A 12,461-nucleotide genomic window follows, 5' to 3' on the forward strand; every position below is an offset into this window, starting at 1 on the left:
TTATAAATGGGGAAAATCCCACTATGTTTTTCATCGATGAAAAACGCCAATTGGGATTCCTATCAGCTTTTCCTGCAGGTCGCCCGGCTCGGCGGCCTGACCGGGGCAAGCGCCGCAAGCGGGCTCAGCCCCGCGACCGTCGGCCGGCGTATGCTCGATCTCGAACAGGAGATCGGCCGCGCCTTGTTTTCGCGCAGCCAGACCGGATATCGCCTGACCGGGGATGGCCAGGCGCTGCTCGATCACCTTCAGGAGATGGAGGCCGCCGCCCGCAAGGTCGAGGCGTGGCGGCAATCCGGTGAGGGCGGCACGACGGTCAGGATCGCCGCCGGCACCTGGGTCGCCTGGTTGCTGACGGAGAATTTCGCGGCAATCCGCATGCCGGGCGATGCCTTCGCCATTTCGCTCACCATCGGCGAGGCGCGGGCAAGCCTTGCCTATCGCGAGAGCGATATCGGGATTCGCGCCTTCGAGCCTGAGGAGGCCAATCTGGCCGCACGGCGGCTCGGAGAGGTGGCCTATGCGGTCTATATCAGACGCAACGCCGCCGAGACGGACGAGCGCTGGATTGCGGTTGCCGAGGAGGAGGCGATATCAGCCTATCTGCGCTGGCCGCATGCCCATGCCGCAAACGATATCGTCGCCACCGTCAACCGGCCGCGTTCGCTGCCGGATCTGGTGCGCGCCGGCGCCGGCAAGACCGTGCTTCCCTGTTTCGTCGGCGATCTCGATCCGCAATTGCAACGGCTTGGCGGCGAGTTGCCGGAATTGCGCCATGCCCAATGGATCGTCATGAATGCCGAAGACCGCCATCGCCCGGAAATCCGGACGGTCGCCGACCGCATGACCAAGCTGATCAGAAGTTATGCCGATCTTTTCGCCGGAAAACGGCCGAGCCGCGGCTGAAGTTTACGACGAAGCGCCCGCACATCTCTTGGGATGCGCGGGCATTCCCCGGATCGAAGCCAATTCGCCGGCCGTCTCAATGCCGGTTGGTGACGACGACGGGAATGAGCAGGTCGCCCCAGTTGCCGTCGCCGCCGTGATGACGGGCCGAACGCACCAGCTCGACCGAGACGCCGGCCTCGACGGCTTTCATGACCGATTGGTTTAACCGATGCAGGTCGTTGGCGAGCATGCGGATCGTCGTCTGCTGATCCTCGCTCATGCTGGTCGCCTGCTCCTCGGCCCGTTCCCTGACGCGTGAAATGGATGCCATGATCGTCTCCTCTTCTTCGGGTTATTCCGCAGCCGGTTTGAACTGAGCATGTTCAGTCGAGTCGTGCATCGCCGTGGTCGAAGACCGGCCGCCGGTAATGGCGAGCGACACGGCGTCGAAATAGCCGGTGCCGACCTCGCGCTGATGTTTGGTGGCGGTATAGCCATTGGCCTCGGCGGCAAATTCCGCCTGCTGCAGCTCGGAATAGGCCGACATCTGGCGCTGCTTGTAACCGCGCGCCAGTTCGTACATGCCGTAGTTCAACTGGTGGAAGCCGGCGAGCGTGATGAACTGGAACTTGTAGCCCATCGCGCCGAGTTCACGCTGGAACCGTGCGATCGTCGCCTCGTCGAGGTTCTTCTTCCAATTGAAGGAAGGCGAGCAATTATAGGCGAGCAGCTTGCCGGGATAGACCTTATGCACGCCTTCGGCAAAGCGCCGCGCCTGCTCGAGGTCGGGCTTCGAGGTCTCGCACCAGATGAGGTCGCAATGCGGCGCATAGGCGACGGCGCGGGCGATGCAGGGCTCGATGCCGTTGCGCACCTGATAGAAGCCTTCGACCGTGCGGCCGGCATCATAATCGACGAAGGGCTGGTCGCGCTCGTCGATATCCGATGTCAGGAGCTTCGCCGCTTCCGCATCGGTGCGAGCGATGACGAGCGTTGCGACACCCATGACGTCGGCGGCAAGCCGCGCGGCGTCGAGGTTGCGGATATGGGCGGCCGTCGGGATCAGCACCTTGCCGCCGAGATGGCCGCATTTCTTCTCCGAGGCGAGCTGGTCCTCGAAGTGGACGCCCGCAGCGCCTGCTTCGATATAGGCCTTCATGATTTCGAAGGCGTTGAGCGGTCCGCCGAAGCCGGCTTCCGCATCGGCGACGATCGGCGCGAACCAGGTCTCGACGGAAAGCCCCTGGCCTTCCGAGGTCTCGATCTGATCAGCGCGCTGCAGCGTGCGATTGATGCGCTTGGCAAGCTCCGGGCCGGCATTGGCCGGATAGAGGGACTGGTCGGGATACATCGCGGACGCCGTATTGGCGTCGGCCGCCACCTGCCAGCCGGAGAGATAGATCGCCTTCAGCCCGGCGCGCACCATCTGCATGGCCTGGTTGCCGGACAGCGCGCCGAGCGCATTGACGAAATCCTCCTGGTGCAGCAGCCGCCACAACCGGTCCGCGCCCATTTCCGCCAGCGAATGGCGCAGCGCCACCGAGCCCCGCAGCCGCTGCACGTCATCGGCCGAGTAGGGTCTCTCGATGCCGTCGAAACGATCAGCCGATGCGTTGGGGACAAGTTTGTAAAAATCGGTCATGCTGCTCTCCTCACTAAAAGCTCGATAAAGGGTGCTGATGACAAGATTGACAATATGGCGCGAAATGGCCAGAAAAACCTTTGATTTCTGGGATGGAAAGAGGTTAAGATGACGAGGATTGACAGAGCGGCGCTGTGAATTTGTAAAATTTTGTAAATAGAGCGCTGCTTGCCTGTCAAAGGGTGTGACATGGCGGAACGGAAGATATTCGCAGGCCCGAAAGTCAGGCGCATCCGCAATGCGCTGGCGCTGACGCAGACCGCCATGGCCGAGGCGCTTGAAATATCGCCGTCCTACCTGAACCTGATCGAGCGCAACCAGCGGCCGCTGACGGTGCAACTGCTTCTGAAGCTTGCAAGCGTCTATCGGGTCGATCTGGAAGAGTTGCGCGGGCAGACCGGCGGCAGTCTCGATCAGCTCAAGGAGATCTTCGCCGATCCGCTGCTGTCGGGCGAACTGCCCGGTGACCAGGAACTGGTGGAAGTGGCCGAGGCGGCTCCGAATGCCGCAAGCGGAATGATCAAGCTCTACCGCGCCTATCGCGAGCAGGCGGCAAGGCTCTCCGATCTGACGGCGCTGATGGCCGCCGAAGGCCATGCGCCCGTTGCCGACGGCCGGTTGCCGCTCGACGAGGTGCGCGAGACGCTGGAACGCAGGTCCGGTTATTTCGGGCGGATCGAGACGGCGGCGGAGGCCTTTGCCGCGACGCTGCCCGGCGGCCTCGATCTTGCCGCCGGGCTGAAGGACTGGCTGCGCTCAGAGCGCGGCATCGCGGTGCGTGTCCTGCCCGTCCACGTCATGCCGGATCTGCGCCGCCGTTTCGACCGCCATTCGATGCGGCTTTTCATTTCCGAGCGCCTGTCAGCGGCCGACCGGGCGCATGAGATGGCAGTCGAGGCCGTAACACTCGCCTTGTTGCCGACCATCGATGCCGAGCTCGACGATCTCCAGCTCTCCTCCGCCGAGGCGCGCCGCATCGCCCGCTTCGAGCTTGCCCGCATTGCGGCCTTGGCGCTGGCAATGCCCTACGAGGCCTTCCTGTCGGCGGCGAAGGCGACGCGCTACGATATCGATATTCTGCGAGCGCGCTTCGGCGTCTCCTTCGGCCATGCCGCCGCGCGCCTTGCCATGCTGCAGCGGCCGGGGGCGGCGGCCATACCCTTCTTCCTGATCGAGATCGATGCGGCGGGCCACCGGCTGCGCCGGGCGGGCGCCCAGGGTTTTCCGCAGGCCCGGTTCGGCGGCGGCTGTCCGAAGCTGAATATCCACGCCGCCTTCCTGCAGCCGGGCCAGATCCTCGCCGAAACGGTGGTCATGCCGGATGGCGCATCCTTCCTGACGGTCGCCCGCACTCTGGAGGGGCCGAGCGTCGAATTCGGCGAAAGGCTGCGGCGCACCGCGATCCTGATCGGCTGCGACGCCGCCCTTGGCGAGGCCCTGGTCTACGGCCAGGCGACGGCGCTCGATCCGATCGAAATCGGTCCGGCCTGTCGCCTGTGCGAGCGGCGCGGCTGCCTTTCCCGGGCCGAGCCGCCGGTGACGCGGCCGCTCGGTCTCGACGAGATGGTGGCGGGGCTCAGTGCCTTCGACTTCCAGTGATTGTGAAATCATTGAAGCGGCAGGATTTTGCGCTTGTGGGCTGCGAAATTCCTTCTTAGTCTGCGGGCAAAACCAGAGGGAAAAGATCTCCGGGGGTGCGGAATCTTTGAACAAACAGGAGAAGTCATGAGGTCAACCATCCCAAGCGTGACGGCCGCCGTCATTGCCGCGCTCCTTGCCGCCGCTCCGGCCTTTGCCCAGGACCGCGTGGTCAACGTCTACAACTGGTCGGATTATATCGACGACTCCATCCTTGCCGACTTCACCAAGGAAACCGGCATCAAGGTCGTCTACGACACCTTCGATTCCAACGAGACCGTGGAAACCAAGCTGCTTGCCGGCGGCACGGGCTATGATGTCGTTGTCCCGACAGCCGACTTCCTGCAGCGCCAGATCCAGGCCGGCGTCTTCCAGAAGCTCGACAAGTCGAAACTGCCGAACCTCTCCAACATGTGGGATGTAATCCAGCAGCGCACCGCCGAATACGACCCGGGCAACGAACACGCGGTCGATTACATGTGGGGCACCGATGGCATCGGCTACAACGTCAAGAAGGCCGCCGAAATCCTCGGTCCCGATGTCAAGCCCGGCCTCGAAGTGATCTTCGATCCGAAGGTCGCCGCAAAGTTCAAAGATTGCGGTATCTACGTTCTCGACACGCCGAAGGACGTCATCACCACGGCGTTTCGTTATCTCGGCCTCGACCCGAACTCCACAAAGGCTGAGGATTTCAAGAAGGCCGAAGAGCTGCTGACGGCGGTCCGCCCCTATGTCCGCAAGTTCCACTCGTCCGAATACATCAATGCGCTTGCCAACGGCGACATCTGCATCGCCTTCGGCTATTCCGGCGACCTGCTGCAGGCGCGCGACCGTGCGGCCGAAGCCAAGAACGGCGTCGAGGTCAATTATTCGATCCCACCGCAGGGCGCCCAGATGTGGTTCGACATGATGGCGATCCCCGCCGATGCCCCCCATGTCGCGGAAGCCCATGAGTTCCTGAATTACCTGATGAAGCCCGAGGTCATCGCCAAGGCGAGCGACCACACCTTCTATGCCAACGGCAACAAGGCTTCGCAGCAGTTCGTCAGTAAGGACATCCTGGAAGACCCGGCGGTTTATCCCACCGACGAGGTGATGAAGAACCTCTTCACGGTCAAGCCGTGGGATCCGAAAACGCAGCGCCTGGGAACGCGCCTCTGGACGAAGGTCGTCACCGGCCAGTAATTCAGCTTCGGGCCCGGACGGAAACGTCCGGGCCTTTCAATTACCGGCCTGGGTGGAGGCCGGCAAAACCTTGTATTCGGGGAATAATATGAAGTCTCTCGGCAATATCCGCCGCGCTTTTGCGCCCTGGACCGATCCCTCTGCAAAACCCTTCATTGCTTTCAAGAACGTCACCAAGCGCTTCGGCGATTTTACCGCCGTCGACAATCTGTCGCTTGACATCTATCACCGCGAGTTCTTCGCGCTGCTCGGCGCTTCGGGCTGCGGCAAGTCGACGCTGCTGCGCATGCTTGCCGGCTTCGAGCAGCCGACCTCGGGCGAGATCGTGCTCGACGGCACCGACATGGCCGGCACGCCGCCCTACAGGCGCCCGGTCAACATGATGTTCCAGTCCTATGCGCTTTTCCCGCACATGACGGTGGAAAAGAACATCGCCTTCGGCCTGAAGCAGGACGGCATGCCGAAGGACGAGATGACCGATCGCGTCTCGCAGATGCTGAAGCTCGTCAAGCTCGAGCAGTTCGCCTCCCGCAAACCGAACCAGCTTTCCGGCGGCCAGCGCCAGCGCGTGGCGCTCGCCCGCTCGCTCGCCAAGCGCCCGAAGGTGCTGCTGCTCGACGAACCGCTCGGCGCGCTCGACAAGAAGCTGCGTGAGGAAACCCAGTTCGAGCTGATGGACCTGCAGCAGAGCCTCGGCCTCACCTTCGTCGTCGTCACCCACGATCAGGAAGAGGCGATGACCATGGCCGACCGCATCGCCGTCATGAGCAATGGCAAGGTCGTGCAGGTGGCGACGCCTGCCGAGATCTACGAGGCGCCGAATTCCCGCTTCGTCGCGGATTTCATCGGCGACGTCAACATCTTCGACGGCAAGGTCGCCTCATCGGGCAACGGCAGCGTCGAGATATCCGTCGACAGCGGCTTCAGCGTACGCGTCGCCTCTTCCGAGACGCCTTCGGCCGGCGGCGCCGTCGGTTTCGCCATCCGGCCGGAAAAGATGCGGGTCGGGCGCGCCGCACCCGCCAACGCTTCGGTCAACGCCGCCAAGGGCGAACTCTGGGATATCGCCTATCTCGGCGATATGACCGTCTTCCATGTGAAGCTGCAGAGCGGCAACATCGTCAAGGCCTCGTCCCTCAATGCACAGCGCTCGGTAGACGACCCCTTCACCTACGACCAGGAAGTCTGGGTCTCGTTCGACGAGAACGCCGGCGTGCTGCTGAAGGATTGACATCATGGGCAAGCTCACGTCCGGCCTCTACAACCGCCTCGTCATCACCATCCCTTATGCCTGGCTGCTGCTCTTCTTCCTGGCGCCGTTCTTCATCGTCTTCCGCATTTCGCTGTCGACGACGGCGATCGCCATGCCGCCTTATGAGCCGGTCTTCTCGCTTGCCGATGGCTGGGCCGGGCTGTGGAGCAAGATCGGCGAGCTCTCCTTCGACAACTACACCTACCTCACCGAGGACGCTCTATTTTTCAATGCCTATGTCTCGAGCGTGGTGATTGCCGGGATTGCCACTTTCCTCACCCTGCTGATCGCCTATCCGATCGCCTACGGCATGGCACAGGCGCCGCGCACCATCCGCCCGACGCTGGTGATGCTGGTCATCCTGCCGTTCTGGACGAGCTTCCTGATCCGCGTTTATTCCTGGATCGCGATCCTGAAGCCGGAAGGGCTTCTCAACCAGCTTCTCCAGTCGCTGCACATCATCGACAGCCCGCTGATCATCCTCAACACCAATACCGCCGTCTATATCGGCATCGTCTATTCCTATCTGCCCTTCATGGTGCTGCCGCTCTATTCGGCGCTGGAAAAGATGGACGGCACGCTGATCGAGGCTGCGCAGGACCTTGGCTGCACGCCGATCCGGGCCTTCTGGCGCGTCACCTTTCCGCTGTCGATCCCCGGCGTGGTGGCCGGCTGCATGCTGGTCTTCATTCCCGCTGTCGGTGAATTCGTCATTCCCGATCTGCTCGGCGGTTCGCAGACGCTGATGATCGGCAAGACGCTCTGGAACGAGTTCAACGCCAACCGCGACTGGCCGGTCTCCTCGGCGGTCGCAACCATCCTGCTCATGATCCTGGTGATCCCGATCGTCTTCTTCCAGAACGCCCAGGCCAAGGCCGAAGAGCGGGGGAAATAAGTCATGCTGAAATGGACCCGTTTCAACATCGTCTCCGTCACGCTCGGCTTTGCCTTCCTCTACCTGCCGATCGTGCTGCTGGTGATCTTCTCCTTCAACGAATCGAAGCTCGTCACCGTCTGGGGCGGTTTCTCCACCAAGTGGTATGTCTCGCTGCTCGCAAACCAGGGCCTGCTCGACGCCGCCTGGGTGACGATCCGCGTCGGCCTGCTGTCGGCGACGGCCGCAACCGTCCTCGGCACGATGGCGGCGCTGACGCTGGTGCGCTACACCCGCTTTCGCGGCCGCATGCTGTTCTCAGGCATGATCTACGCACCGCTCGTCATGCCCGACGTCATCACCGGCCTGTCGCTGCTGCTGCTCTTCGTCGCGATCGGCTTCGACCGCGGCTTCTGGACGATCACGCTGGCGCATACGACGCTCACCATGTGCTTCGTCGCCGTCGTCGTGCAGTCACGTCTGCTGAGCTTCGATCATTCGATCGAGGAGGCGGCCCAGGATCTCGGCGCGCCGCCGGTGCGCACCTTTTTCGAGATCACCCTGCCGATCATCGCCCCGGCGGTGATCTCAGGCTGGATCCTTGCCTTCACCCTGTCGCTCGACGATCTGGTGATTGCCAGCTTCACATCGGGGCCGGGTGCCACCACGTTGCCGATGCGGATCTACAGCCAGGTGCGCCTCGGCGTCACGCCGGAGATCAACGCGGTGTGCACGATCCTGATCGGCATCGTCGCGGTCGGCGTCATCTGCGCCTCGATCGTCACCAAGCGCCGCGAAATCCAGCGCCAGCGGGACGAGCGGGCGGCCGCTGCCGGCGCCTGAGCCAAAGCGGATCGCGCAAAACCGTGCAGCTGTTGCGCCCGATATCGCGTGAAATTAAAGAGCTTTATTGCGCGTGCGGCGTATTGCCGAACAGCGGAACCGGCGAGATCACCGGGTTCGGCCACGAGCCGCCGATGAAGAACGGCAGAAGTGGCAGCTCGGCCGCCTTGGCCGGATCGGTTGCCTCAAGCGATCCGGACAGCGCCAGCCCATTCGAGTGATAGGTGATGACGCCGGAAAGCGTCAGCGTCTCCGAGGGACCGGCGATACGGACGTCGTGCATCTCGGCGGAGCCGTTGGCGAAATCGGCCTGGAGGTTCAACTGGTTGAAGGCAAAGGCGCCGCCTGCCGCCGCGCTCAGCGGAAAGAACGGCTTTCCGGCTGCCTGTGTCCGGAGCGCTGCGGCATCGATGCCGGGGATCGTGCCTTCCCGTGTCCAGAAGCGCAGCCGGCCGGTGACGTCGGCAAGACCGGTCGTCCAGATCGCCTTCGGCGACTGCAGGTCGAGGTCGAGCGATCCGGTCGCCAGCGGCAGCGGTCCCTTCAGCTGCAGGCGCTCGGCAAGGGCTGCGAAGTCGGCATCGCGGATCGACAGCTGCAGCTTGCCGCCGCCGTCGAAGTCGCGCTGGGTCGCTTCCAGATGCGCGGTCATTTCGCCGCCCTCGAACAGGCTGTCGCCAATATCGAATTTCGCTTCGCCGCCCGAAACAATCATGCTGGCGCCGACATCGGAGAGTTCGAAGAGACCCATCTGCGCGCGCCGCGCCGAAAGTCTGACATCGACATCGACATCGAGCATTCGCAGCGGCCCGTTGATGCCGGCGGAGATTTCCTCCGCCTCGCCGGCGGCGAGCCTGAGCGCGAAGGCATCGAGGAACGGCTTGAGGTTCATCTCGTCGAAGGCGAGCGTGCCGCCGATTTTCGGTCGTTTGCCGGGTTGGGTGAAAAGGTCCATCACCCCCGTGGCGCTTGCTTCGTTCAGCGAAAGGCTGAGATTGTTGAAGCGCAGCCCGTTGCCCGACGACATGATGTCGGATTCCAGCGAGGCGCTCTTCAGCGTTGCGATGCCGGGGATCGATTTGCCCGACCATGCCAGAAGCGCCGGCATATCGGGAATGCTGGCGCTAATATTACCCGAAAGGGCCGAAAGGCTGGCAATGCTGGCAATCCCCTGGAAGTGTGCCGTCAAAAGGTTCGATGTCAGCGACGTTCGTGTCTCTGCATTCCTGCCGGCAAAGGCAAGCAGCGGCTGGCGCGAGGCGAAATCGACCTTCAGGTCCTCGCCGTTGATGCGGGCGATGACGACCGCCGAGATCGCGCCCGACAGTCGCGGCCAGGCGATATCTGCAGTGACGCTGTCGAAATGATAGGCCTTGGCGGTCTTGATGTCGGTCACCGTGAGCGTGCCGTCTTCAACCGTCACCGCGCCGATCTCGGCATCGAGATCGGGATCGAGCATCTCGGCGCCGTTTTCGTAGCGTACGCCGCTGATCGCACGTGCGAGCAGGCCGGCATAACTCCAGTCGATCAGCCCCTTCTCGTCGCGCGTCAGCGCCAGATTGGGGCGCACCAGATGGAATTCGTGGAAGCTCGTCCGGCCTCTCAACGCATCGATGAGGCTGAAATCGGCCGACAGGCTTTCAATGCTGCCGAGCAGCTTGTCGCCGCTTTCGCGCGGTTGGCGGATGGTGATCTGGTTCAGCGTGATGCGCGGCGTCGGCCAGAATTCCAGAACCGGGCTGCCCTTGATCTCGGCATGATAGCCCGTCCATTTCGACAGCGCGTCCTCGATGCCGGAGCGCACGAAACCGGTCGAAATGAGATAGGGTGCGGCGACCCGGAGCGCCACGAAAAGCGCAAGCGCGATCAGCAGGAAGACAGTCGACAAACGGGCGAAGGCCGGAAGCCAGCGCGAAACGGGTCCGATCTTCCTGCGCCACCTGCGATGTCTTGACGTGCTCATGATATCCGCCGGCAATTCAGCCGGTCATCCCGTTATGCGCTGGTTTCGCCGATATAGGAAATATCAGGCATATGCAAATCCCTCCAGTGCCACGCGTCTTTTCAGCCGTGCAGAGGACGACGCGATAGACGACGGATCGCGTCGGTTCCGTACTTTATAATGCAATGCAGCATGATATAAAGACGCTATTGGGGAGGAGATTGAATGCGCGATAACAGACCACTTTGGGTGCCCTCGGAAGATGCCGTTGCAACAAGCCCGATCCATGCCTTCATGGAGCGCTGCAATGCCGATTTCGGGCTTTCGCTTTCGGGCTTTGAGGATCTGCATGCCTGGTCGGTGGCCGAGCGGGAGAATTTCTGGTCCGCTGTCTGGGATTTCTGCGGCGTGAAGGGAGAGCGCGGCGCAGAGGTGCTCGTTGACGGCGACCGCATGTTGGAGGCCCGCTTCTTTCCCGATGCGACGCTGAACTTCGCCGAAAACCTGCTGCCCCGCCGCGGCGAGGGCGACGCCATCATCTTCCGCGGCGAAGACAAGGCTGAGGATCGCTGGTCGTGGGATCGGCTGCGCGCGCTGGTCTCGAAGCTGCAGCAGGCCTTCGCAGCACGCGGCATCGGCAAGGGCGACCGCATCGCCGCCATGATGCCGAACATGCCGGAGACCGTTGCCGCCATGCTCGCCGCCGCCTCTATCGGCGCCATATGGTCGTCCTGCTCCCCCGATTTCGGCGAGCAGGGTGTGCTCGACCGCTTCGGCCAGATCGGCCCCAAGCTCTTCATCGCCTGCGATGCCTATTGGTATTCCGGCAAGCTGCAGGATGTCGGCGCCAAGGTCGCCACGGTTGCCAAAAGCCTGGATGTGCCGACGATCATCGTCCACTATGCCGGCGATGCCGAAGCGGTGGCGGCCAAGACATCAGGAGCTTCGACGCTGGAGGCCTTTATTGCGCCCTATGAGGCAAAAGAGGTCGCGTTCACGCCGCTTGGCTTTGCGCACCCGCTCTACATCCTCTTTTCCTCAGGCACGACGGGCGTGCCGAAATGCATCGTGCATTCGGCCGGCGGCACGCTGCTGCAGCACCTCAAGGAGCAGCGGCTGCATTGCGGCCTGCAGGCGGGCGAGAAGCTGTTCTACTTCACCACCTGCGGCTGGATGATGTGGAACTGGCTGGTCAGCGGCCTTGCCAGCGGCGCCACGCTCTGCCTGTTCGACGGCTCGCCCTTCGCACCCGATGGCAACGTGCTCTTCGACTATGCCGAGGCCGAAAAATTCGCGATCTTCGGCACCTCGGCGAAATATATCGATGCCGTGCGCAAAAGCGGGCTGACGCCGCGCGCAAGCCATGATCTCTCCAGCCTCCGGCTGATGACCTCCACCGGTTCGCCGTTGTCGCCCGAGGGATTCACCTTCGTCTACGAGGGCATCAAGCCGGATGTGCAACTCGCCTCGATTTCGGGCGGCACCGATATCGTCTCCTGCTTCGTGCTCGGCAATCCGCTGCAGCCGGTCTGGCGCGGCGAGATCCAGGGGGCCGGCCTCGGCCTTGCGGTCGACGTCTGGAACGATGACGGCAAGCCGGTCCGTGGCGAGAAGGGTGAACTCGTCTGCACCAAGGCCTTCCCCTCGATGCCGGTGATGTTCTGGAACGATCCCGATGGCGCCAAATATCGCGCCGCCTATTTCGAGCGGTTCGACAATGTCTGGTGCCACGGCGATTTCGCCGAATGGACGGAGCATGGCGGCCTTGTTATCCACGGCCGCTCGGATGCGACGCTCAATCCCGGCGGCGTGCGCATCGGCACGGCCGAGATCTACAATCAGGTGGAGCAGATGGAGGAGGTGGCCGAGGCGCTGTGCATCGGCCAGGAGTGGGACGACGACGTGCGCGTCATCCTCTTCGTCCGTCTTGCCCCCGGTGTGACGCTGACCGAGGATCTCGTCAAGGCGATCAAGACGCGGGTGCGCACCGGCGCCTCGCCGCGGCATGTGCCGGCAAAGATCATCGCGGTCGCCGATATTCCCCGCACCAAATCCGGCAAGATCGTCGAGCTTGCCGTGCGCGAGGTCGTTCACAACAGGCCGGTGAAGAACCAGGAGGCGCTGGCCAATCCCGAGGCGCTGCGGCTCTTTGCCGGCTTGAGCGAATTGAAGGACTGACGGAACTCGTAAACCACAA

General features: G+C 62.9%; 10 protein-coding genes. 7 read left to right on the forward strand and 3 right to left on the reverse strand.

Features of this window, described 5'->3' with window-relative positions; genetic code table 11:
• The first annotated feature begins 36 nt into the window (after nt 1-36).
• Nucleotides 37-906, forward strand: coding sequence for a LysR family transcriptional regulator (locus tag PO860_RS01870; RefSeq protein ID WP_273883536.1), 870 nt, complete (start codon nt 37-39; stop codon nt 904-906).
• A 76-nt stretch (nt 907-982) separates the two neighbouring features.
• On the opposite strand, the gene PO860_RS01875 is transcribed toward PO860_RS01870, so the two are convergent.
• Together PO860_RS01875 and aceA are read right to left on the reverse strand one after the other, a co-directional pair.
• On the reverse strand, nt 983-1,219 hold the full coding sequence (locus tag PO860_RS01875; protein ID WP_003570242.1) for an SMc00767 family acetate metabolism repressor: 237 nt from the start codon (nt 1,217-1,219) through the stop codon (nt 983-985).
• 21 nt (nt 1,220-1,240) lie between these two features.
• Nucleotides 1,241-2,530: an isocitrate lyase gene (gene aceA, locus PO860_RS01880; protein ID WP_183605737.1), complete on the reverse strand. Its 1,290-nt coding sequence runs from the start codon at nt 2,528-2,530 to the stop codon at nt 1,241-1,243.
• 189 nt (nt 2,531-2,719) lie between these two features.
• Between aceA and PO860_RS01885 the strand changes: the two genes are divergently transcribed.
• The 5 genes from PO860_RS01885 (at nt 2,720) to PO860_RS01905 (ending at nt 8,322) form a co-directional block, all read left to right on the forward strand.
• Nucleotides 2,720-4,129: a helix-turn-helix domain-containing protein gene (locus tag PO860_RS01885; RefSeq protein WP_183605738.1), complete on the forward strand. Its 1,410-nt coding sequence runs from the start codon at nt 2,720-2,722 to the stop codon at nt 4,127-4,129.
• A gap of 126 nt (nt 4,130-4,255) precedes the next feature.
• The gene (locus tag PO860_RS01890) at nt 4,256-5,353 is read left to right on the forward strand and encodes a polyamine ABC transporter substrate-binding protein (protein WP_183605739.1); all 1,098 of its coding nucleotides are present in this window, start codon (nt 4,256-4,258) and stop codon (nt 5,351-5,353) included.
• Between the two features lie 88 nt (nt 5,354-5,441).
• Nucleotides 5,442-6,584: an ABC transporter ATP-binding protein gene (locus PO860_RS01895; protein WP_273883535.1), complete on the forward strand. Its 1,143-nt coding sequence runs from the start codon at nt 5,442-5,444 to the stop codon at nt 6,582-6,584.
• A 4-nt stretch (nt 6,585-6,588) separates the two neighbouring features.
• Nucleotides 6,589-7,500, forward strand: a complete 912-nt coding sequence (locus PO860_RS01900) for an ABC transporter permease subunit (protein ID WP_275038034.1) — start codon at nt 6,589-6,591, stop codon at nt 7,498-7,500.
• A 3-nt stretch (nt 7,501-7,503) separates the two neighbouring features.
• Nucleotides 7,504-8,322, forward strand: a complete 819-nt coding sequence (locus PO860_RS01905) for an ABC transporter permease (protein ID WP_272782971.1) — start codon at nt 7,504-7,506, stop codon at nt 8,320-8,322.
• A 64-nt stretch (nt 8,323-8,386) separates the two neighbouring features.
• Here PO860_RS01905 and PO860_RS01910 read toward each other — a convergent pair whose 3' ends face one another.
• Entirely contained in the window at nt 8,387-10,285 is a 1,899-nt protein-coding gene (locus PO860_RS01910; protein ID WP_273883534.1) for an AsmA family protein, read from the reverse strand.
• A 204-nt stretch (nt 10,286-10,489) separates the two neighbouring features.
• Between PO860_RS01910 and PO860_RS01915 the strand changes: the two genes are divergently transcribed.
• Complete coding sequence (locus PO860_RS01915) at nt 10,490-12,442, forward strand: acetoacetate--CoA ligase (protein ID WP_275038035.1); 1,953 nt, start codon at nt 10,490-10,492, stop codon at nt 12,440-12,442.
• Nucleotides 12,443-12,461: the final 19 nt, after the last annotated feature.

Source organism: Rhizobium binxianense (assembly GCF_028994275.1).
In the GTDB taxonomy this organism is placed as follows: Bacteria; Pseudomonadota; Alphaproteobacteria; order Rhizobiales; family Rhizobiaceae; genus Rhizobium; species Rhizobium binxianense.